Raw genomic sequence first — 22,653 nt, 5'->3', positions numbered from 1 at the left:
GCGGCGGGGAATCGGAACAGGCCGCGCCCGTTACCTGGCGGCGACGGCCTCGGGCATGGCCGAGGAGTGGTGGTGGGCGATCTTCCAGTCGCCGCCGACGAACTCGTACACATAGGTGTAGCGCGCGTGCACCTCCTTGCCGTCCTGGAAGGTGAACGTGTAGGTGCCGACGTCCTGCGCCACGTTGCAGCCGATGCGCACCGTCCGGCTGTCGATCCGGCCCTGCGGGTGGCCTTTCAGGAATTTCACGAAATAATCGTGGATCTGCGCGGTGGTCGTGCGCGGCTGGTTGGACACCGTCGCCAGCAGCACCCCGTCGGGCGCATAGTTGGCGACCACCTTGTCGGCATCGAGCGTGCGCAGCGATGCGTTCCAGCGGTCGAAGAGCGCCGCCACCTGCTGCTCGGTGACGGGCTGGCAGCCGGGCGCCGGGGCCTGCGCCTGGGCGAACACGGGGGTCGAGAGCGCGAGCACGGCGGCTGCGATGGAAGTTGCGCGGATCAGGGTCATGGAGTTGTCCTCGGGAAGTCGAACAGGTCGCCGCTTGCGTGCGGCACCGCCCGTCAGGCGGGCAGGACTTCATTGTTCGGCGCGTCCATGAACGCGACCGTTGCCGCGCGATGAAGCCCGGCTGACGCGCACATGAACGCTGCATGAACGTGCCGGCCGAGCACGCCGGCTCCGGCAGATGAGGCGTGCCTCGCGCGCCTACGTCTCGCCGTCGTCCAGGCGGTAGCCCAACCCGCGCACGGTCTTGAGCAGCGCGAGCGGGTGCCCTTCATCGATCTTGCTGCGCAGGCGGCGCACATAGACATCCACCACATTGGTCAGTGGGTCCTCGTGCATGCCCCACACGTTGGAGAGGATGCGCTCGCGGCTGCAGAGCCGGCCCGGGGCGCTCATGAGCAGCTCCAGGAAGGCCAGCTCCTTGGCGGTGAGCGCGATCGGGCGCCCCGCGCGGCTGGCCTGCATGCGTTCCAGGTCGAGTACCAGGTCCGCCACCTGCAGCGTGGTCGCCCGGGGGCGCTGCTCGCGCCCGCGCCGCAGCAGCGCCTCGATGCGCGCCAGCAGTTCCTCGAAGGCGAACGGCTTGGTGAGGTAGTCGTCCGCGCCGAGCTTCAATCCGGCGACCTTGTCCTCGATGCTGCTCAGGGCCGTGAGCATCAGCACCGGCACCTGGCCGCCTTCGGCCCGCAGCGACTGGCACAGGTCCAGCCCGGTCATGCCGGGCAGCATCACGTCGAGGATCACCAGCGCCGCCTCCCCGGCGCGGGCGAGCGCGAGCCCTTCGGGACCGGTGCGCGCCATCTGCACGCCGTAGCCTTCCGCGCGCAGGCCACGCTGCAGGAAATCGGCAACGCGGGGATCGTCCTCCACGACCAGGATCTGCGCGGTGCTCATCGGCCGTCCTCCGCCCGTGCGGCGCTCGCAGGCGCCGGGGACGCGTGCACGCCGGCCACGCATGCGGCCGGCAGGTGGATGCCGACGAGGGTGCCGCGGGGCTGCACGGGCCCGATGGACATGGATCCGCCGTGTGCTTCCACGATGGCGCGGGCGATGGACAGGCCGATGCCCGTGCCGTCGGCGCGGTGCGCCCGGGCCCGGCTGCCGCGCATGAACCGGTCGAACACCTGCGGCAATTCCTCCGCGTCGATGCCGATGCCTTCGTCGCGCACCTCGATGGCGACGCCGCCTGCGTTCTCCGCGTGCCATCCGAGGTGGACGGTGCCGCCGGCATGGGAATAGCGCGCGGCGTTGTCCAGAACGATCATCAGGGCCTGGCGCAGGCGGTCGGCATCCGCGTGCAGCGTGGGGCCCGCCTGCCCGCCGGGCCATGCGGCCGGCTCCTGCAGCCGCAGATGCACCCCGTACAGGGCGCACAGCGCCTCGGCCTGTTCGGCCGCATCGCGCAGCAATCCGTGCAGCGCGACCGGGCCGGGCCGCATGGCGAGCGGATCGGCTTCCGTGCGTGCCACGAGCATCAGGTCGTCCACGGTCCCGGTGAGCTGCTCCACGGCGCCGACGATGCGCTCCAGGGTCTGCCGGTATTCCTCCGCCGGTCGCACGCCGCCGCGCAGCGCGATCTCCGCCTCGCCGCGGATGGCCGTGGCGGGGGTGCGCAACTCATGGCTCAGGTCGGCGAAGAGTTGCCGGCGCCGCTCGTCGTTGCGCTGCAGCGCCTCGTGGGCGGTGCGCAGTTCGGCCGTGCGTGCCTCGACGGCATCCTCCAGGCGGCGGCGGGCCGCATCCGCCGCGCGGCGGTGTTCCTGGAGTTCGGCGGCCATGGCGTTGAAATGCTCGGCGACCCGGTCGAATTCGTCCCGCGAACCGGTTTCCACGCGGTGGTCCAGCGCACCGGCCTGCAGCGCGCGCGTGCCCGCCAGCAGGCGGTCCAGGGGGCGCTGCAGGCGGCGCGTCAGCTGCTGCGCCAGCACGATGGCGGTGGCCAGCGTCAGGAGGGCCATGCCCACGGCCTGCGTGCGCAGCTCCCGCAGGCCGCGCTCCGTATCGGCGCGGGCGATCGGCACGGCGCGGCGCTGGCGCGCGATGGCGCCGCTCAGCAGCTCGCGCAGGTCGCGGCCGTCGGCCATGTCGAACACCTGGTTCAGCTCCTGCCAGACGGACGAGAACTCCGACCCCGGCTGCAGCGGCTGCAGGCGCACCAGCCGGGCCTGCACGGCCGCGATGTTGTCGTCGAAAAGCCGCGCTGCGGCGCCGAGCTCGCGCACCTCGGGCGGTATCGCGATCCCCTCGTTCTCGGCCATCTCGGCCCACAGGGCGCCGTCGCGCTCCGTCAACTGCCGCAGCTGCGCGGCGTTCCTGCGCATGCTGGACAGCAGGGTGTCGCGCACCTCCACCGAGGCATCCACGTTCATGAGCCGCTGCGAAGCCCAGACCCGCAGCCGCTGCTTGTTGGCCGCCAGTTCGTTCAGCTCGGTGAGGATGTCGCTCGCCAGGCGGCTGTGCTGGGCGAAATTATAGACGCGGTTCGCGCCCCAATAGACGAAGGCCGCCTGCGCGCACACCAGCGCGACCAGGGTGGCGAAAGCCAGGGACAGGCGCAATCGGAACATGGCGCGGGCCTCGCGGTGCGGCTCGCTCAGCGGGCCAGGCCGGGCGCTGCCGCTCCGCCCGGTGCCCCCGTATCCCAGCCCGACAGGTGCTCCTGCGCGATCCGGCTCAGCGCGGTGATCCAGGCGTTGTCCGCGTTCAGGCAGGGGATGTAGCGGAATTCCTTGCCGCCCGCGTGCAGGAAGGCCTCGCGCGCCTCCTGGTTGATTTCCTCCAGCGTTTCCAGGCAGTCGCTGGTGAACCCCGGGCACATCACGTCCACGCTGCGCGTGCCGCCACGGGCCATCTCGATGAGCGTCGGTTCGGTATAGGGCTCCAGCCACTTGGCCTTGCCGAAGCGGGACTGGAAGGTCACCCGGTAGCGGTCCGCCGCCAGGCCCAGCGCCTGCGCCAGCAGCGCGGCGGTCGCCAGGCACTCCTGCTGGTAGGGGTCGCCCAGGCGCACGGCGCGCTCCGGAATGCCGTGGAAGCTCATCACCAGCTGTTCTGCCGGCCCGCCCTCGCGCTGCCAGTGGGCGCGCACGCTGCGTGCCAGCGCGTCGATGTAGGCGGGGTGGTCGTGGTAGCTGTTCACGAAACGCAGCTCCGGCAGGCGGCGCGTGCGCAGCGCATAGGCGCACACGTCGTCCGACACGCTCGCGGTGGTCGTGCCCGAGTACTGCGGATAGAGCGGCAGCACCAGCACGCGGTCCACGCCTTCGGCCTGCAGGGCCTTCAACTGGCCGGCGATGGACGGCTGCCCGTAGCGCATCGCATGCCGCACCTGCACCCGCAGCCCCGCCTCGCCCAGCCATCCGCGCAGCAGCGTGGCCTGGCGCTCCGTCCACACGGCCAGGGGCGAACCCTCGGGCATCCAGATGCTGGCGTACTTGGCCGCGGACTTCGCCGGCCGGATGCGCAGGATGATGCCGTGCAGGATGGGCAGCCACGCGGCACGGGGAATCTCCACGATGCGCGGGTCGGACAGGAACTGCGCGAGATAGCGGCGCAGCGCGGGCGCGGTGGGCGCATCGGGCGTGCCCAGGTTGCACAGCAGCACGGCGGTGCGGGGCATCGGGGCGGTCGGGGAGCGGTCTGCGGCGGATGCGTTCATGGACAGCGGAAGGAAAGGGAAATGCAATGGTTGCGCTATTCTCGGCCACCATGCTCGATACCGCCCGCATCCGCGCGATGACCCTCGATCTCGACGATACCCTCTGGCCGGTCTGGCCGGCCATCCGGAGGGCCGAGCAGGTGCTGCGGGACTGGCTGGGAACGCGCGCGCCGGCCACGGCCGCGCTGCTGGCCGATGCAGAAACGGCCGCCGTGATCCGCGCCGAGGTCGTGCAGGCGCATGCCCATCTCTCCCACGACCTGAGCGCCCTGCGGCGGGAAAGCATCCGTGCGGCGCTGCGGCGGGCCGGAGAGGACGAATCCCTCACCGACGCGGCCTATGAACTGTTCTTCGCGGAGCGCCAGCGGGTCGATCTGTACGACGACGCCATCGCCGCCCTCGAATTCCTCGCGCCGCGCTATCCGCTCATGGCGCTCACCAACGGCAATGCGGACCTGCAGCGCATCGGACTGGGCGGGTATTTCCAGGGAAGCGTGACGGCCCGCACCTTTGGCGTCGCCAAGCCCGATCCACGCATCTTCCGCGAGGCCGCGCAGCGCCTCGGCGTGCCGCCGGAGGCCGTGCTCCACGTGGGCGACGACGCCACGCTCGACGCCCACGGTGCCCTGCAGGCCGGCATGCAGGCCGTCTGGATCAACCGGGCCGGCATCGCCTGGCCGCACGAGGGGCCGGCGCCCGCCGTGGTCGAAGATCTCACCGGCCTGTGCCGGCTGCTCGCACCGCAGCTGGCGGCGCCTCGCCAGCAGGACGGTGCGCAGACCGCAGGCTCCGGCTGCCGCCCGTAGCGCGCAGGCGTGCGCTCCATGCAACGGCTCCTTTTCCCCTGGAAAGACCCCTTCGCGAGGGCCGGCGGGAGGATAGGGCGACGGGCCCCGCACCCTCAGGCGCCCAGGAAGGTGCGCAGCGCGCGCAGCGTCTCCTCCGGTGCCTCCGTCATCTGGAAATGGCCCACGGGCAGCATCTCCACCCGCACCTCCCGCCCCGCCGCGCGCGCCGCCGCGATCAGGCCCTGGGCCGCGCGGGGCTGCGTCATCTGGTCCTGCGCGCCCAGTGCGAACAGCACCGGGCAGGCGAGGGCGGCGATGGCAGCTTCTGCCCCCGCATAGCGGTCGCAGGCCACGAATCCGCGGTGGAACACGTTCACGTGCGGATTGCTGCGCAGCACGCGGCGGCCGAGCGCCATGCCCGCGCCGAAGGTCCAGAAGCCCGCGCCCGAGGGCGACGCGAGGCTGCCGCGGGAGAACACGTTCACCATCCGCAGCGCCTTCTCGGGTTCGTTCAGCGAGGTTTCGATGAGCGCGGGCGACACCTTCATCGGGTAGGCCGTGCCCACCAGCGCCAGGTGCGTCGCGGCGGTGCCGAGCCGCGCGGCCGCCTCCAGCGCGATCAGCGACCCCCAGCTGTGGCCCACGAGCGCCGCCCGCTCCACGCCCAGCGCGCGCAGCAGGCCCACGATGAAATCCGCTGCCTCTTCCACGCTCTGCGGCGCCTCCCCACCGCTGCGGCCGTGGCCCGGAAGGTCCACCGCCAGCACATTCCAGCCGTGGTGCGCGAGATGCCGGCTCTGGAAGCCCCACACGCTGTGGTCGTTGAGCACGCCATGCACCATCACCACCGTGGGCAGTGCCGGGTCGAAGGGCTTGCTGCCCGTATAGCAATAGGCCGCGTGGCCGTTGACGGTCACCTGCATCACGCACCCGCCTTTCCGCCGGCTCGGTCGCCAGTCCGGGCGCCTGCTTTCTCCGCGGACTTGAGCGCGCGTTTCAGGTCGTCGATCAGGTCGTCCGCATCCTCCAGTCCGATCGACAGGCGGATCGTGCCCTGTGCGATGCCGGACTGCGCCAGCGCCGCATCGTCCATCCGGAAGTGCGTCGTGCTGGCGGGGTGGATCACCAGGCTGCGGCAATCGCCCACGTTGGCGAGGTGGCTGAAGACCTTCAGCGACTCGATGAAGGCCCGGCCCTGGGCCCGGTCGCCGCGCAGATCGAAGCTGAACACCGAGCCTGCGCCGCGCGGCAGCAGGCGCTTCGCGAGTGCATGGCTGGGGTGCGACTCCAGCATCGGGTGGCCGACGCGGGACACGAAGGGGTGGCTCGCCAGGAACTCCACCACCCGCTCCGTGTTGCGCATGTGCCGTTCCATGCGCAGCGGCAGGGTTTCGATGCCCTGCAGGATCAGCCAGGCCGTGTGCGGGCTCAGGCACGCGCCGAAATCGCGCAGCCCCTCGCGCCGCGCGCGCAGCAGGAGGGCACCCACGGTGGACTCCTCCGAGAACACCATGCCGTGGAAGCCCGCGTACGGCGCGCAGAGTTCCGGGAAGCGCCCCGAGGCCTCCCAGTCGAAGCTGCCCCCATCGACCAGTACGCCGCCGATCACCGTGCCATGGCCCGAGAGGAACTTGGTGGCGGAGTGACAGACCAGGTCGGCCCCGTGCTCCAGCGGGCGCATGAGCCAGGGGGTGGTGAGAGTGGAGTCCACCAGCAGCGGAACGCCCGCCGCGTGGGCGATCTCCGCCACGGCCGGGATGTCCAGCACCTGCAGGCCCGGATTGCCCACCGTCTCTCCGAACAGCAGCCGCGTCTCCGGCCGGATGGCGGCGCGCCAGCCGTCCAGGTCGTCCGGCTGCACGAAGGTGGTCTCGATGCCGAAGCGCCGCAGCGTGTAGTGCAGCAGGTTCTGCGAGCCACCGTAGAGCGCCGTGCTCGCGACGATGTGCCCGCCCGCGCCCATCAGCGTGCTGATGGCCAGGTGCAGCGCGGCCTGGCCGCTCGCCGCCGCGATGGCCCCGGCGGCGCCTTCGAGCGCCGCCACGCGCTGCTCCAGCACCGCGTTGGTGGGATTGCTGACCCGGCTGTACACATGGCCGGGCCGTTCGAGGTTGAACAGCGACGCCGCATGGTCGCTCGATTCGAAGACGAACGAGGTCGTCAGGTGGATGGGCACGGCGCTTGCGCCGGTGGCCGGATCGGGCACGGCGCCCGCATGCAGCGCCAGCGTATCGAAGCCGGGGTCGGAATGGCCGGGCATTCGTTATCTCCTATGGGTGATCGCAGCGCAACATTGTGGGCTATATTGCGCAGGAAACATCGATCGGCCCGCCGCAGCGGCGCGGCGCCCCCTGGAGACCTCCCATGAAAGTCAGCGACATCCTCCGCGTCAAAGGCAACACGCTCTTCACCGTCACCGCCGACGAACCCCTGGCGAAAGCCGTGGAGGTCATGGCGGACAAGGACATCGGCTCGCTGGTGGTGATGGACCACGGCGACCTGGTCGGCATGCTCACCTTCCGCGAGGTCATCCAGGCCGTCGTGAAGAACGGCGGCACCGTGGGCACCATGCTCGTGCGCACGGCCATGGACGACGCGCCCCTCACCTGCACGCTCGAAACCGAAATGGACGAGGTGCGCCGCATGATGCTCAACCGCCACGCGCGCTACATGCCGGTCATGGACAAGAAGATGCTCATGGGCGTGGTCAGCTTCTACGACGTGGCCAAGGCCGTGGTGGACAGCCAGAACTTCGAGAACCAGATGCTGAAAGCCTATATCCGGGACTGGCCAGAGGAAAAAGAGGCTACTCCCTGAGCCGCTGCGCGGCTTCCCCCTTCTCTCGCTGCGCTGCGCGCATCGGGAAGGGGGACGACGCCAGTGGCCCGGCAAAGCCGGTTCCACGGCGTCTGCTGGCTTGGCCTGCTCCGCGGCCTTTTGACGGGTGAGGGCGGGGCTGTTCAAGGGCTGCGCCTGATGGCTGTTGCCTCGGCTGCGGCCCCCCTTTCTGCTTTGCGAATGCAGCCCGATGACCCGGCTCGGCGGGTGGCTCTGGGATAATCCCGCGCCATGAGCGGCAACACACTCGGCACCATCTTCGCAGTCACCAATTTCGGTGAATCCCACGGCCCGGCCATCGGTTGCGTGATCGACGGCTGCCCGCCGGGCATGGAACTGGCGGAGGCCGATATCCAGGCGGAGCTGGACCGCCGCCGCCCGGGCACGAGCCGCCATGTCACGCAGCGCAACGAGCCCGATGCCGTCGAGATCCTGTCCGGCGTGTACGAGGGCCGCACCACCGGCACGCCGATCGCGCTGCTGATCCGCAATACCGACCAGCGCAGCAAGGACTACAGCAACATCGCCCAGAGCTTCCGGCCGGGCCATGCCGATTACACGTACTGGCACAAGTACGGCGTGCGCGATCCGCGCGGTGGCGGGCGTTCGTCCGCGCGGCTGACGGCGCCGACGGTGGCGGCGGGGGCGGTGGCGCGCAAGTGGCTGCAGGCGAAGTACGGCGTCGAGCTGCGCGCCTGCATGACCCAGCTCGGCGAACTGGAGATTCCGTTCGAGAGCTGGGACCACGTTCCCCACAACCCCTTCTTCGCGCCCGTGGCCGATGTCGCCCGCTACGAAGAGTACATGGACGCGCTGCGCAAGGCCGGTGATTCCTGCGGCGCGCGCCTGCGCGTGCAGGCCCGCAACGTGCCCGTGGGCCTGGGCGAGCCGCTCTACGACAAGCTCGACGCCGACATCGCCCACGCCATGATGGGCCTCAACGCCGTCAAGGGCGTGGAGATCGGCGCCGGCTTCGCGAGCGTGGCGCAGCGCGGCACCACCCATGGCGACTCGCTCACGCCCAAGGGCTTCGCCAGCAACAATGCCGGCGGTGTGCTGGGCGGCATCAGCACCGGGCAGGACATCGAGGTGTCGCTCGCCATCAAGCCGACCAGCTCCATCATCAGCCCGCGCGAGTCCATCGACGTGCATGGGCAGAGCACCGAGGTGGTCACCAAGGGCCGCCACGACCCCTGCGTGGGCATCCGCGCCGCGCCCATCGCCGAGGCCCTGCTGGCCATCGTGCTGATGGACCATGCCCTGCGGCACCGTGCCCAGTGCGGCGACGTGGTGCAGGCGGTGGCACCGATCCAGGCGTCCTTCCTGTAATCGACGGGCGGGCCGAGTCCCGGGCCGGGGAACTCAGGGCGCCGATGCGGCCGCGGCCGGGCCGCTGGCGGCGGGCGCGGGCGGCACCGCCTGCGAAGTCGCCGCCGCACCGGCCGGCGCCGCGGGCCGGTGGTGGAACCAGCCCATGCGCCAGGCCATCACGCCCGCCACCACCAGAACCACCGCCACGCAGGCTGCCGTCCACGCCGGCTTGCGCGACTCGGGGAACGGATCGTTCAGCATGCGGCGCGCGCCCGGCGGCACATGGGCCGTCTGCGACAGCGATCCGCCCAGGCGGGTGTTGATGCGCATCCGGCCGTTGATGGCCCAGCCGCTGGCGTCCAGGATCGGGCCCAGGCTGCGCTGGCGCAGCTTGAGCCAGGCGATCAGCATGCTCGGCCCCGAGATGGCCAACACGATGCCGAGCAGCGCGATCGGTATCCAGGCGCCCAGGTCCACGAACTTCGCGAAGATGCCCACGGCGACGGCGCTCAGGCTGCCCAGGGCCACGCCCAGCGCGGCCACCGTGCCCACGTCCATTCGGCGCTGCGTGTCGGGTGCGCCCGCAGGCGCTGCCGGTGCCGCGGCGCTCGCGAGGGTCTTGCCGGGGGCGGTGGCCAGGCTGCCGGCCGTGGTGCCCAGCGATTTCTCCACCCGGGAATCGCTCGCGGCCGCCCGCTTGGCCACCTGCTCCTCGATCATGCGCAGGAACTTCTTGTACGGCGAGAAGAAGGCCTGGGCAATGCTCGTGGGGTTTTCGATGATCTTGGTGATGGTCGCATCCCAGTCGAGGCCGTCGCGGTCGTAGAACACGCCATTGCGGCCCACGAACAGGAAATCGACATCGCCGGCCGTGAAGGCCGCGACGATGCCCATCTTCCGGCCCTTGCGCGTGCAGTCGCAGTAGGCGAGGTAGGTCTTGGCCAGCCCCGCCAGCTTGGCGTGGCGCCCAGCGTCGGCCACCTGTACGGTCAGGTCGCAGCTGCGGGCATCCAGGAAGAGGGTCCCCGCCTGGAAGATCGCCCCCTCGCGCTGGTAGAAGGCCGAGAACGAGACGAAGTTGTTCAGCAGCCGCAGCAGGTCGCGCTTGAAGCGCAGCAGCTTTTCCAGGGCCAGCGTGTGGCCGTTGTGCGCCTTCTCGGCCTCGTCCTGCGTGATCAGCGCCATCACCCGTTCGCGCACGCCGCTGCCGTGCAGCTGGCGCACGGTGTCCGCATCGAGTGCGTCCAGGTGGGTCGCGGGGCGGGCCGACAGCTGCTTCAGGCAGGGCTGCAGCGCATCCAGCGTGCGCTTCCAGTCCGCTTCCGACAACGACCCGCGCGCTGGCTCGCCCAGCAGCGGCACCAGGGCCTTGTCGCGCAGCGCCTGCACGGCGCCGGCCCAGGCGGGATTGATGCCGCGCTCCAGGGGCAGGGTGCCATCGGGTGTGAAGGGGGCGAGCGGCAGGGCCGCCACGGCGTCGGAGCCGGGCGAGAGCTCCAGCCGCGCCAGCGCGGCATAGTCGTCGTCCGACGGGTGCATCGCCGTACGCACGCGCGGATCGTAGGCGGCCAGCCGTGCCCGCGTGAAGAAGTCGTCCACCTTGTGGCGCACCGCCTGCACGGCCTGGGCCGCCTGCAGCGTGCGGTCTCCCAGCGGCATTCCCTCCGGATGCGCCTGCACCCCGTCCGCCCATTGCTGCAGCGCGTCCACTTCGGCGAAGAACGCCTCGGCCGTCTTGCGGTCCACGCCGGCCGGCTGGTCGGCCACCGCCGGCACGCTGCCGTGGGTGGCCATGATGCGCTCCAATGCGTCGCGGGCCTCCGCGTCGTCCTCGGCCGTGGCGGGAGACACGACCCCGTCGCCGTTGAAGCGCTGGGCGTTCAGCTTCTCGCTGCGCGCCAGCACTTCGTCCAGGGTGATGGATTGCGCATCCTCGCGCCCCGCCAGTGCCAGGATGCGCCGGGCCTGCTCGGCGAGGGCCGCCCCGTCCTCGGTGGAGTCGTCCAGTGCCGAGAGGGCCATCGCGGAACCCGGCCGGGCCAGTTCATCCGGATCGCGCAGCCGCTCGCAGGCCCAGGCGCAGGCTGCCAGGAGTTCGGGCGGGCGGATGCGCCCGTCGCCGTCGGTATCGATGAGGTCGAGCGTGCGCGGATCGAACTCCACGCCCCGCGTGGGGCAGGCCAGCGCCACCCAGAGTTTCTGGTCCAGCTCCGCAAGGTGCGCGATGTCCGCGCCCGTGCGGATGATGACCTGGTCCACGCCGCCGGCGCGGAAGAACTGCCATGGATGTGCGGAAGACGGGGAGGTCGTTGCGTCGGACTGCATGGATCGGTGCGGGAAATCGGGGAAGAGGGTACCGGGCGGCGCCGGATGGGCTGCCGGGCCGGTCGATTGTGCAGGGCATGCGGCGCCCCGCGCGTAGGACCACGGCCGACGCGCCCCGGCCGGTCCGCACCGCCGGGCCAGACGGCCTATTTGCGCACTTCGTCCACGAGCGCCCGGAATTCGTCGATGTCCTCGAAGCTCCGGTACACGCTCGCGAATCGGATGTAGGCGACCTTGTCGAGCTTCTTGAGCTCGCGCATCACCAGTTCGCCGATGCGGCTGGACAGCACTTCGCGCTGCCCGAGGTTGAGCAGCTTTTCCTCGATGCGCTCGATGGCGCTGTCGATCTGCGTGGTGCTCACCGGCCGCTTGCGCAGCGCGATGCTGAACGAGCCGATGAGCTTGCTGCGGTCGTATTCGATGCGCCGGCCGTCCTTCTTCACCACGTTGGGGAAGCTGACTTCCGGGCGCTCATAGGTCGTGAAGCGCTTGTCGCAGGCCCCGCACTGCCGGCGCCGCCGCACGAAGTCTCCGTCCTCGGCCACGCGCGTTTCGACGACCTGCGTCTCGGGGTGGCTGCAGAACGGGCACTTCATTGCAGGGGCGGCGGGCTCGGGGCTGCGCCGCGGTCAGCGATAGACCGGGAAGCGGCTCGTGAGCGCGTGCACCTTCTCGCGCACCGCGGCCAGGTTGGCTTCGTCGTTCGGGTTCTCCAGCACGTCGGCCAGCAGGTTCGCGGTGATGCGCGTCTCTTCTTCCTTGAAGCCCCGCGTCGTGATCGCGGGCGTGCCCACGCGGATGCCGCTGGTCACCATCGGCTTTTCCGGATCGTTCGGAATGGAGTTCTTGTTGATGGTGATATGGGCCTGGCCCAGGGCCGCTTCGGCCGCCTTGCCGGTGATGCCCTTGGCGCGCAGGTCCACGAGCATGACGTGGCTCTCCGTGCGGCCGCTGATGATGCGCAGGCCGCGTTCGATCAGCGTTTCGGCGAACACCTTGGCGTTCTTCGCGACCTGCTGCTGGTAGGCCTTGAATTCCGGCGTCAGCGCTTCCTTGAAGGCCACGGCCTTGGCGGCGATGACGTGCTCCAGCGGGCCGCCCTGCAGGCCCGGGAAGATGGCGGAGTTGATCGCCTTCTCGTGTTCGGCCTTCATGAGGATGATGCCGCCGCGCGGGCCGCGCAGGCTCTTGTGCGTCGTGGAGGTGACCACGTCGGCGAAGGGCACGGGGTTGGGATATTCACCCGCGACCACCAGGCCGGCATAGTGGGCGATGTCCACCCAGAAGATCGCGCCGACTTCCTTGGCGATCTTCGCGAAGCGCTCGAAATCGATGCGCAGGCTGTAGGCGGAGGCACCGGCGATGATCAGCTTGGGCTTGTGCTCGCGGGCCTTGGCTTCCAGCGCGTCGTAGTCGATCTCTTCCTTCTCGTTCAGGCCGTACGACACGATGTTGAACCACTTGCCGCTCATGTTCAGCGGCATGCCGTGGGTCAGGTGGCCGCCTTCGGCGAGGCTCATGCCCAGGATGGTGTCGCCGGGCTTGAGGAAGGCAAGCAGCACGGCCTGGTTGGCCTGCGAGCCGGAATTGGGCTGCACGTTGGCGGCATCGGCGCCGAAGAGCTTCTTCACGCGGTCGATGGCCAGCTGCTCGACCACGTCCACGTTCTCGCAGCCGCCGTAGTAGCGCTTGCCGGGATAGCCTTCGGCGTACTTGTTGGTGAGCTGCGAGCCCTGTGCCGCCATGACGGCGGGCGAGGCGTAGTTCTCGCTGGCGATCAGTTCGATGTGCTGCTCCTGGCGCAGGTTCTCGGCCTGGATGGCGGCCCACACTTCGGGATCGGCTTGTTCGACAAGAATATTGCGTTGGTACATGGCGTGGCAGTCCTGTGAATGGTGTCCCTTGGAAAAACAAGGGCTGCCCAGGCGAACGGCGGAACACAACGGGCCTTGCAGCCCGTGCGGCACGCTTCCCAGTGGTTCGCAGGTGAAAGTGCCTGCCGGTTTCCACGTCAGCGGCGGCGTCCGCCTTCGCGGATGCACCGCGCCTATCGCCAGTCGCGTACCCCTCGAGTGTAGCGGACGGCAGGGCGGGATGGCGTCGCCAGGAACGTCAGAGCCCGGAGGAGAGCAGGGCGACCTTGTCGTCGCCCGTGGAGGTGGCGGGCGACGCATCGGCGGTGCCCGCGCCCTTGGCCGGCAGCGTGGTCTGCGCCGGGGCCTGGGTGGACAGCATCGGGGGCGCGGCGGGAGCGGCCGGTGCCGGAGGCGTGAAGATGGGCACGTTGCGACCGTTGGCCACCTGGCGCAGGCGCATGTGCTCGGCCATGACCTTGATCGCGTAGCCGCCGTCGTCGGCCAGGTTGGCCGCGCCCACGTAGTAGCGCAGCCCGCCTTCGAGGGAGCCTGCGCGGGCGATGCATTCCTGCAGCACACGGACGCCGACGCGCAGGTTGCTCACCGGGTCGAAGGCGGCGAAATGGCCGCCGAAGTTCTCGTACTTGTCGGTATGCACCCGCGTCATGACCTGCATCAGGCCCTGTGCGCCCACGGGGCTTTGCGCGAAGGGGTTGAAGCTCGATTCGACGGCCATGATGGCCAGGATGAGCGTGGGATCGAGCTTGGTGCGGCCGCCGATTTCGTAGGCCTCGGAGACCAGCGCGGCGAGGGGTTCGGGCGCCACGCGGTACTTCTTGCTGAGCCAGAACGCGACGGCGGCCTGCTCCTTGGGCAGGTCTTTCGGGTTCGTGGCCGTGGCGCGCTCGCTGGCCTCGGGCTCCATCGGCACGCCGACCATCGCCACCTGGCGCGCCTGCAGCCAGCCCATGAGCTTTTCCTCTCCGGCCTGCCGCAGGTCCGGGCGGGCGGTGAGGGTGATCACGCCGAACGCGACCGTCAGCCCGACCAGGGCGAAACTGCTGTGGGTGATTTCGAGGAAACCGTCGATCACATCGGATGCGAAGGTCTGCACTCCGCCGATCACCCGTCCTGACGCTGTCATAGCTCTTCCTTTCTGAGTCGAGGCCTGTTGCGGGCGACCCCCGTAGTGGGGGTCTCCCGTGCCAGGCATCTCGCCTGGATTGGTACGCCATCCAGTTCCCGTGGAAAACAGCCTGCGCAGCGGTGCAGGGGGAACGACTTCGCCGGATCCGGCAGCGATGGAGATAGTGGTCAGCCTCGGTTTTCGAAGCTGGCGGATTCTAGGAGGGGTCCAAATGCCGGGTCAATACTAAGGTTGCTATCTATTAGATCAATTTATTCTAAAAAGCATGGATGCAAACACAGTTTTCGCATCTCCGGCAGTACTTTCGTGCACTCGACCGTGAAACCGTTGTGACACTCCGCGCAGGGCGCGAAGTTTCGAGCAATCGGAATGTCATGATCGATTGCAAATATCGGTTGGACGGTCCCCGGGGATTGGGTAAATTGGAGGCGTCTGGCAGTGACCAGGCATCGCCCGACGAAGCGGAAACCACCATCCAAGCGGCATGCAGTGCCCTGGCTGGGCAGGCGGAATCTTCCACGGCAAACCCTCGGAGGCAATACCTTGCCTCCTGCCCCATGGACGTTCACCCTCCATGGTGCAAACGATGGCAAAAGACCGTTGTGTCAGCCGTCAAGCCCGGCAGTGGCCAGCAGGCCTTGCCGGGCTTTCTGTTTTTCACCTTGTTACGGTTTGCCGACCTGCCGATCTGCTGCAATCCCGGCCATGGGTGCAATCGAATCAAGCGGGGAACGGGCGCAGGATCCCGTGGTCGGAGGCCGGCATGGACATCAGGCCGCCGCGGTCATCGCCACGCGCTGGGCGGCCGCCGGCATCGCCTTGCTGCTGCTGGTGTGGGGCCTGGCCTGGCTGGCCGTACCACCCCTGGTGCGCTGGGGACTGGAGCGTTGGGGCAGCAGTTTCGCGGGGCGCGCCGTCACGGTGGGAAAGGTGGATTTCCGCCCCTGGACGCTGGAACTCACCGTGCACGACATCGCCCTGGCGGCGGCGGCTCCCGGCGCGCCTGCCCAGGCGGAAATCCGGCGTCTCTATATAGACATGGAAGTGCAGTCCCTGGTGCGCTGGGCGCCCGTGCTCGACGCGCTGGAAATCGATGCGCCGCGGCTGCGCGTGGTCCGCGGACAGGACGGCCGCTATGACATCCACGACCTGCTGCAGCGTGGCGCTGCCCGTCCCGGAAACGGAGAGGGCGGCGGCGCCCGGTTCGCGCTCTACAACCTGGCGCTGCGCGATGGCGCGGTCGAGTTCGCCGACCGGACGACGGGCCAGACGCACCGGCTGACGGGGCTGGAGCTGGGCATTCCCTTTCTCAGCAACCTGCCCGCCGACCGGCAGGTCACGGTGACGCCACGGCTCGCTTTCAGCCTGGACGGCAGCACCTTCGATACCGGAGCGCGCAGCACACCGTTCTCGGAAGACCGCAACACGCAGGCCCGGCTGCGGATCCGGGGACTGGATCTGTCTCCGCTGCGTGCCTACTGGCCCGCGGGAACGCCCCTCCGGCCGCAGGCCGGAACGCTGGAGGCGGAACTGGACATCGGTTTCCTCCAGGGGCCGCAGCCGCGCCTGACGGTGGGCGGGCATGCGCGCCTGTCCGGCGTACGCCTGGACGGGCCGCCGGGCTCGGGGCCCGTCGCATTCCAGGCGCTGGACATCCATGCGGCATCGGTGGAGCCGCTGCGCAAGTCGGCTCACCTGGCTTCGGTCGAGTGGTCCGGGCCGGACATCGCGGTGCGGCGCGATGCCCGGGGGCGATGGGACTGGGCTGCCGCGGCTGGCGGTGGCGGCAGCGCGCGGGGTGCTCCTGCTGCCACGCCGCCGGCCGGCGGCGCAGGCCCGTCTTCCGGGGCCTGGCAGGTGGCGATAGACCGGTTCGCGGTCCGGGAAGGGCACGTGGCATGGCACGACGAGAGCGCGGCCCGCACGGTCGCCATGGCATGGGACGGTGTCCATGCACAGGCGCAGTCGCTGTCCTGGCCGTGGAAGGGCGGGATTCCGTTCCGGTTGCAGGCCCGCATGCGGCCCGCCGCCGATGGGGCGACGGACAGAGGGCCCGGCGCCGCCGGAGCCGCGCAGGCGCCCGCCACGCTGCGGGTGGCGGGAACCGCGTGGCCCGGCCGGGGGCAGGTGGCCGCATCGCTGCGCGGCCTGCCGCTTTCGGCCGTCGAGGCCTATGCGGCAGGGGCGTTCGCACCGCAGGTCGGGGCGCTGATCGAAGCCGACGCCGGTGTCGCCTGGAACCACGCCAACGGTGCGCTGGTGGTGAAAGTGGCGCGGTTCGCGGCGGATGGCGTCACGCTGGCCTGCCCGGCCGGCGGACCGTGCGCCGCGCCTTCTGCCGACGCGGGCCGGTCGCCGGAAGGTACGGGAACGCCGCCGGGCGCCTGGGGGCAGGCAGAGCGGCTGGAAATAGAGAACGCGTGGATCGACGTGCCAGCCCGCACCGTGTCCGTGGAGCGGGCCGTGGCCCGGGCGCCGCGGCTGCGGGCGGAGCGCGATGCGCAAGGGCGCTGGATGTTCGATGCCTGGCCGCGGGGCACCGCCGAGCGGGTCCCTTCGCAGGAGGTGCGGGCCGCGGGCGGTGAGGTGCCCTGGTCCGTCCGGCTCGCCGAGGTGTCGGTGGAGCGCGGCGCGGTGGCCCTGCGCGACGCGGTGCCATCGTCCCCGGTGGATCTGCGCTGGTCCGCCATCGCGCTGCAGGCCCGCGGGCTGCGCTGGCCACAGGCGGCCGCCGGCCCGGCCGCGCCGGTGCAGTTGTCCCTGTCGGGGCAGTGGGAGGCCGGCCGGCGCGAACCCGGCCGGCTGGCCTATGAGGGCCGGCTGACGATGGCCCCCCTGGCCGTGCAGGGTCGCCTGCAGGCCCAGCGGCTGCCGCTGCATCTGCTGGAGCCGTATGCCGCCCCGTGGCTGAACGTGCGTATCGTTCGGGTCGAGGCGGGTTTCGAGGGCGACGTGGACTATGCCGCCACGGCTGCCGGAGCGAAGGCCACGGTGCGCGGCAATGCCGCACTGGACGAGGTGCGCGTGCGTGCGCCGGCACCGGCCCCTGCCCCGGAAACGGGTGCGGGAACTCCGTCCGCACAGCCCCGTGGCGAGGAACTGCTGCGCTGGCGCAACCTGGCGCTCCAGGGCGTGCAGTGGGAGACGGCACCCGGAGCGCCCGCGCGCCTGGATGTGCGGGAAACGGCATTGCGGGATTTCTTCGCGCGCATCGTGCTGCAGAAGAACGGGCGGCTGAACCTGCAGGATCTGGTTCGCAGTCCGGATGCCTCCTCCCGGCGGGAACCGGTGCCCGCTCCGGCCCAGGCCGCGGCCAGCGATGCCGCCGCTGTCCGCCCTGCGGCAGCCCCGACAGCAGCGGCTGCCCATGCCGGCCCGCTGCTGCGTTTCGGGCCGGTCGTGCTGTCCGCGGGGGCCGTGCGTTTCACCGACTACTTCATCGAACCCAACTACTCCGCCGATCTCGGCGATCTGGCCGGACGCATCGGCGCGTTCTCCTCCGAACCTGCGCCCGGAGGCGGGGAGCCCGCGATGGCGGAGCTGGAGCTCAGCGGGAAGGCGCAGGGCTCGGCGCCGCTGGAGATCTCGGGACGCATCAACCCCCTGGCGAAGCCGCTGGCGCTGGACATCCAGGGCCGGGTGCGGGATCTGGAACTGCCGCCGCTGTCGCCCTATGCGGTCAAGTACGCAGGCCACGGTATCGAACGCGGCAAGCTGAGCATGGATGTGCGCTACAAGGTCCAGCCCGACGGGCAGCTCACCGCCGGCAACCGGCTGGTGCTGCACCAGCTCACCTTCAGCGACCCCGTGGAGGGCGCCCCCGCCAGCCTGCCGGTGCGGCTGGCCGCGGCGCTGCTGGCGGACAGCAACGGAGTGATCGATCTGGATCTGCCCATCAGCGGCTCGCTCAACGATCCCCAGTTCAGCCTGGGACCGGTGATCCTGCGGGCCGTGGGCAGCCTGGTCCTGAAGGCCGTGACCTCGCCGTTTTCATTGCTGGCCAAGGCCTTCGCGGGTGGGACCGCGGAGCAGGGGGCCGTGGCTTTCGCACCCGGCAGCGCGGTGCTGGACGCCGCGGCCCTGCAAGGTCTCGACAAGGTGGCGCAATCGCTGCGCGACCGGCCGGCTCTGCAATTGACCGTGACCGGCCACGCCGTGGCGGAAGCCGAGGAAGACGGCTGGAAGCGCGAGCGCCTGCGCTCGCAGGTGCAGGCGTTGCAGCAGCGGCGCCAGCCGGCCGTGCGTGCGGATGCGGGCATGCAGGGTGTGGAGGGTATGCAGGGCACACCGGTGGCGCCGGGTGCCTCGGACGCCGCCCGGGCGCAGGCTTATGCCGATGCGCTGCGTGAGCTCTACCGCCGTGCGGACATTCCCAAGCCCCGCAACCTGCTGGGCATGGCGCGGGACATTCCCGTCCCGGAAATGGAGGCCCTGCTGCTGGCGCAGACGAAGGTGCCCGATGGCGCCCTGCGCGAACTGGCCCAGGCGCGCGCGGTGGCGGTGCGCGACGAGCTGGCGCGGCGCGGCGTTCCGCTGGAGCGGCTGTTCGTGGCGGCTCCGCGCGTGGATGCGCGCGGGGAGGGCGCCGCGCCGCAGGCGCAGCTGGCCCTTTCCGCGCGCTGACGCGGTGTGCGGAGGGTGGTTGTACCCGGGCGGCGCGGCCCCATATGGCACTCTCGGACGGCATTCCGGGCCGCCGTTTCCCGGCCGCGCAGGCGTGTCTGCGGACCGGCGGACAAAACCGGGCCAAAATAGCGTCTTCGATGTTCGCCGGGCCGTGACCCGGCGTACGGGCGCTGGTGCCTCCGGCACCTGGCCCCTCCTGACCAGAACCATGTTTCCTTTTTCTTCTCGCAACAAAATGTCTGACGCCCCTGAAGTGACCCCGGCCCCGGCCAAAGCTTCCGAGCCGCACCCGCTGGACGCGTTGACGGGCGGGGCCTTTTCCGCCGCCACGTCGGGCGAGCGCGCCTCGCGCATCCGCGACTGGCTGGCCACCCAGCCCACGCCCGAGCAGTTGCAGGAAGTGTTCAAGGAACTGAGCGGACGCGACAAGGGCGCGGCCCGCGCCGTGCGCGAACGCCTCGACGAGATCCGCCGCGCCAAGGGCCAGGAAGCCATCGCGGCCGAGTGGGCCGAGAAGGCCACCGCGCTGCTCGACGCCTCGCGCTTCCACATCGCCGACGCACTCGCCTGGCAGCGCGATGCGGCCAAAGCCGGTGCGCCGCTGTCCCGCGAGCCCCTGGCATCGCTCAAGGCGCGCCTGGCCGAACGCATGAAGGTGATCGAGGATCTGCAGCACCGCGTGCAGGTGCAGCGCGAGGCGGCCGTGCTGCTGGCCCAGCGCATCGACGTGCTCTCCACCAAGCCCTGGCGCGACGCGCAGGCGGCACTGGAGGCGCTGCGCGCCGACGTCGAGCGCTGGCAGCAGCAGGCCGACGAGCTGTCGGGCGATCCCGCATGGCCCAGCGTCGAGGCCCGCTTCCCGCCCCAGCTGGAGGCCTCGCGCACGCAATTGCTCGTGGTGTGGAACGCTTTCCAGCCGGCCATCGCGCAGGCGGCCGCCGCCGCCGAGAACCCCGAGGCGCCGCTGCCCCCCGTGCCGGTGTGGGCGGAGGAACTGCGCATCGCGCGCGGCGGCGAGCCGCTGGCCGAGGCGGCGGCTTCCGGCGCAGCAGCGCCGGCCGCTCCCGCCCGTGCCGCGGCCAAGGCCGATCCGGCGGTGCGCGAGAAAGCCGAGCAGGCCGTGCGCGCCGCGCTGGTCAGGCTGCAGGAAGAAACCGCCCAGGGCCACGGCAAGGCGTCCGCAGGTGCGGCCACGGCCCTGCGCACCGTGCTGAAGCAGCATGGCCGCCATATCGACGCGGCTCTGGAACACGACGTGCATACCGCGCTCGTCGCCGCGGGCGAACTGCAGGGCTGGCAGCGCTGGAGCGCCGACCAGGTGCGCGAGGACCTCGTGGCCAAGGCGGAAGGACTGCTCAAGCGTCCCGAAGGCCAGGCACTGGGCGGCCGCAAGATCCAGGAAAGCCTGCGCCAGCTGCGCGAGCAGTGGAAGCAGACCGACCAGGGTGGCCCGGCGAACCATGCCCTCTGGAAGAAATTCGACGAGGCCTGCAATGCCGCCCACAAGGTGGTGGAGGCCTGGCTGGAGAAGGTGCGTTCCGACGCGGCCGAGCACAAAGCGCAACGCCTGGCGCTGATCCAGGAACTGCAGGCCTGGACGGCCGCACAGGCAGCCGGCGACGCGCAGCCCGACTGGAAGCAGGTGAGCCGTGCGCTGCACCAGTTCTCCGATCGCTGGCGCGAGGGTGGCCACGTCAATGAAAAGGTCTATGCCGAACTGCAGCCGCAGTGGAAGCAGGTCCTCTCCGAAGCGGCCGCGCCGCTGGAGGCGGCCCAGAAGCAGAGCCTGGCGCGCCGCCAGGCCATGATCGACGAGGCTGTGGCGCTGGGCGCCGCACCGGTGCTGCGCATCGATGCCGTGAAGGCGCTGCAGCAGCGCTGGCAGGCCGAGGCCCAGTCCGTGCCGCTGGACCGCAAGCAGGAACAGAAGCTCTGGGATGCGTTCCGCAAGCCCATCGACGAGGCATTCAACCGCAAGACGGCCGATCGCCAGAAGGCCGCGGGCGAAATGAGCGCCCACGACCGGGCGGTTCTGGATGCGTCCAGGGCGGTGGAGGAGGCCAACGCGTCCGGCGATGCCCAGCAGATCCGCACGGCGCTGGCCGCGCTGGAGGCGGCCGTCCGGGGCCAGCAGCAGGCGGCGGCCGAGTCCGCAGCCTCCACGCAGGCTCCCGCTCCCGAGGCGGCCCCGGCCGAAGGCGCGGAGGCGGCCGGCGGCGACGCCGGCGCCGCGCCCGCTGCGGCGCCCAAGCCCGCGCGCCCCGTGGTGGCGGTGCGCGGCGATGACCGCCCGGGGGCCAGGCGCGACGTTCCCGCGCCGGCGGGCCGCCCGGGTCGCCCCGGCGAGCGGGACCGCAGGGACGGCCGTCCTGGACGTGACGGCCGCGACGGTGGAGACCGCGGCGGCCGCTTCGGCGACCGCGACCGCGCCGCGCAGGCCCGCGGCCCGCGCCTGGGTGACGCCGCATTCCGCGCCCAGCGCGAGGCGCAGGAGCATGCCCAGGCGGCGCTGCGCAGGCTGGCCGCGCAGGCGCACGGCGAAGCGCTGACCCAACTGCTCGCGGCATGGGAAAAGCGCGATGCATCGCAACTGCCGTCCGCGCAGGAGCTGGGTTCGCAGGTACCTGCCGGCGTGCGCAGCACCTGGGCGCAGGCGGTGTCGTCGGGGCCTTCGGGCGATGCGTCCGAGGCATTGCTGCGGCTGGAGATGGCGGCCGAGGTGCCTACGCCCGCGGAGCAATTGCCCGCGCGCCGCGCGCTGCAGCTGCAACTGCTGACGCGCCGCAATGACCCGCAACCGGCGCAGACCTGGGCGCAGGACGCCGCACGCGTGCTCGCCAGCGCGAGCGAGCCGGGCAATGCGCGGCGTTTCCAGCAGGCGCTGAAAGCGTTGCTCAAGGGCTGATGGCCCCTCTGGCTGCCGGGGGCGGGTCCGTCGGTGCCCCCGGCGTGCGTTGCGCGCAGTGCATGGCCGCCGTGGCCATGTGACGCGACGCGGCCCGGCGCATTCACCGCGTGCCGGTGGGGTGGCGTTCTGCAGGAAGTGCTGCCGTGCTGCCGCGGCCTGCGTTCAGCGCTCTCGGCGCATTCTGTGCGTCCTCATGCCTCCAGCCCCTCGCCGTGGGAGGCTTGGCTGCGCGCGCGTGCAGCGAGGCCGGAACGCCTGCTGCCGCAGGCGGAAAAAGAAAAAGCCGCTGGGTCAGCAGCGGCTTTTGAATTTTGGTGCCCAGGAGAGGACTCGAACCTCCACGATGTTACTCGCTAGTACCTGAAACTAGTGCGTCTACCAATTCCGCCACCTGGGCATCTCAGGAATCCTTGAATTCTAGCGTCTTTTTTTGCCGTTCCGGGCAAGTTGACGATTTTTTTGAAAAAACTTCGAAGCCGCCGTTTCCCGGGGCCGCTGCGATCCGAGCGGCAGCCCCGCGTTGCCTCCACATGCAAAAAAGCCGCTTCACAAGGAAGCGGCCCGATTGCCGAAAAACCGGTCTGGTTCTCGTTAAACTTGGTGCCCAGGAGAGGACTCGAACCTCCACGATGTTACTCGCTAGTACCTGAAACTAGTGCGTCTACCAATTCCGCCACCTGGGCATTTCA

The 22,653-nt window shown here is 70.5% G+C and carries 15 protein-coding genes, 2 tRNA genes and 1 riboswitch; of the genes, 5 read left to right on the top strand and 12 right to left on the bottom strand.

Features of this window, described 5'->3' with window-relative positions; genetic code table 11:
* Window positions 1-30: 30 nt before the first annotated feature.
* From BLR99_RS03220 to hemH, 4 genes are all read right to left on the bottom strand, one after another.
* Window positions 31-510, bottom strand: coding sequence for an SgcJ/EcaC family oxidoreductase (locus tag BLR99_RS03220; RefSeq protein ID WP_011796080.1), 480 nt, complete (start codon window positions 508-510; stop codon window positions 31-33).
* 198 nt (window positions 511-708) lie between these two features.
* Window positions 709-1,401: a response regulator transcription factor gene (locus BLR99_RS03215; RefSeq protein ID WP_011796079.1), complete on the bottom strand. Its 693-nt coding sequence runs from the start codon at window positions 1,399-1,401 to the stop codon at window positions 709-711.
* A complete protein-coding gene (locus BLR99_RS03210) occupies window positions 1,398-3,074 on the bottom strand; it encodes a sensor histidine kinase (RefSeq protein WP_046059505.1) in 1,677 nt (558 codons plus the stop codon). Before BLR99_RS03210 ends, BLR99_RS03215 begins: the two co-directional genes overlap by 4 nt.
* 26 nt (window positions 3,075-3,100) lie before the next feature.
* Window positions 3,101-4,165: a ferrochelatase gene (hemH, locus tag BLR99_RS03205; protein ID WP_011796077.1), complete on the bottom strand. Its 1,065-nt coding sequence runs from the start codon at window positions 4,163-4,165 to the stop codon at window positions 3,101-3,103.
* A 26-nt stretch (window positions 4,166-4,191) separates the two neighbouring features.
* Here hemH and BLR99_RS03200 point away from each other — a divergent pair, with 26 nt between their 5' ends.
* A complete protein-coding gene (locus BLR99_RS03200; protein WP_011796076.1) occupies window positions 4,192-4,971 on the top strand; it encodes an HAD family hydrolase in 780 nt (259 codons plus the stop codon).
* A 95-nt stretch (window positions 4,972-5,066) separates the two neighbouring features.
* Here the strand turns inward: BLR99_RS03200 and BLR99_RS03195 are convergent, their stop codons facing one another.
* Together BLR99_RS03195 and BLR99_RS03190 are read right to left on the bottom strand one after the other, a co-directional pair.
* Window positions 5,067-5,876, bottom strand: coding sequence for an alpha/beta fold hydrolase (locus tag BLR99_RS03195; protein WP_011796075.1), 810 nt, complete (start codon window positions 5,874-5,876; stop codon window positions 5,067-5,069).
* Window positions 5,876-7,213 (bottom strand): O-acetylhomoserine aminocarboxypropyltransferase, encoded by a 1,338-nt coding sequence (locus BLR99_RS03190; protein WP_011796074.1) that lies wholly within the window; start codon window positions 7,211-7,213, stop codon window positions 5,876-5,878. Before BLR99_RS03190 ends, BLR99_RS03195 begins: the two co-directional genes overlap by 1 nt.
* 104 nt (window positions 7,214-7,317) lie before the next feature.
* Between BLR99_RS03190 and BLR99_RS03185 the strand changes: the two genes are divergently transcribed.
* Window positions 7,318-7,770, top strand: coding sequence for a CBS domain-containing protein (locus tag BLR99_RS03185; protein ID WP_011796073.1), 453 nt, complete (start codon window positions 7,318-7,320; stop codon window positions 7,768-7,770).
* Between the two features lie 252 nt (window positions 7,771-8,022).
* Window positions 8,023-9,120, top strand: coding sequence for a chorismate synthase (gene aroC, locus BLR99_RS03180; protein ID WP_011796072.1), 1,098 nt, complete (start codon window positions 8,023-8,025; stop codon window positions 9,118-9,120).
* A gap of 33 nt (window positions 9,121-9,153) precedes the next feature.
* Here the strand turns inward: aroC and BLR99_RS03175 are convergent, their stop codons facing one another.
* From BLR99_RS03175 to BLR99_RS03160, 4 genes are all read right to left on the bottom strand, one after another.
* Window positions 9,154-11,427, bottom strand: a complete 2,274-nt coding sequence (locus tag BLR99_RS03175; RefSeq protein ID WP_011796071.1) for a hypothetical protein — start codon at window positions 11,425-11,427, stop codon at window positions 9,154-9,156.
* A gap of 146 nt (window positions 11,428-11,573) precedes the next feature.
* Complete coding sequence (gene nrdR, locus BLR99_RS03170; RefSeq protein ID WP_013594724.1) at window positions 11,574-12,023, bottom strand: transcriptional regulator NrdR; 450 nt, start codon at window positions 12,021-12,023, stop codon at window positions 11,574-11,576.
* 33 nt (window positions 12,024-12,056) lie between these two features.
* Window positions 12,057-13,301 (bottom strand): serine hydroxymethyltransferase, encoded by a 1,245-nt coding sequence (gene glyA / locus BLR99_RS03165; protein WP_011796069.1) that lies wholly within the window; start codon window positions 13,299-13,301, stop codon window positions 12,057-12,059.
* A 38-nt stretch (window positions 13,302-13,339) separates the two neighbouring features.
* A riboswitch (ZMP/ZTP riboswitch) is annotated at window positions 13,340-13,498 on the bottom strand.
* A 41-nt stretch (window positions 13,499-13,539) separates the two neighbouring features.
* On the bottom strand, window positions 13,540-14,427 hold the full coding sequence (locus BLR99_RS03160) for a lytic transglycosylase domain-containing protein (RefSeq protein ID WP_011796068.1): 888 nt from the start codon (window positions 14,425-14,427) through the stop codon (window positions 13,540-13,542).
* Window positions 14,428-15,135: 708 nt separating this feature from the next.
* On the opposite strand from BLR99_RS03160, the gene BLR99_RS03155 reads away from it, so the two are divergent.
* Entirely contained in the window at window positions 15,136-19,053 is a 3,918-nt protein-coding gene (locus tag BLR99_RS03155; protein WP_083369966.1) for a DUF748 domain-containing protein, read from the top strand.
* Between the two features lie 211 nt (window positions 19,054-19,264).
* Complete coding sequence (locus BLR99_RS03150; protein WP_074686837.1) at window positions 19,265-21,961, top strand: DUF349 domain-containing protein; 2,697 nt, start codon at window positions 19,265-19,267, stop codon at window positions 21,959-21,961.
* A 315-nt stretch (window positions 21,962-22,276) separates the two neighbouring features.
* Here the strand turns inward: BLR99_RS03150 and BLR99_RS03145 are convergent.
* Window positions 22,277-22,361: transfer RNA gene (locus BLR99_RS03145), tRNA-Leu, on the bottom strand.
* 201 nt (window positions 22,362-22,562) lie between these two features.
* Window positions 22,563-22,647 (bottom strand) — tRNA-Leu (locus tag BLR99_RS03140).
* Between the last annotated feature and the right edge of the window lie 6 nt (window positions 22,648-22,653).

The organism is Paracidovorax citrulli, assembly GCF_900100305.1.
GTDB classification, from domain to species: Bacteria; Pseudomonadota; Gammaproteobacteria; order Burkholderiales; family Burkholderiaceae_C; genus Paracidovorax; species Paracidovorax citrulli.
The sequence above is the reverse complement of the archived record's forward strand: the minus strand, read 5'-3'. Positions and strand labels throughout refer to the sequence as shown.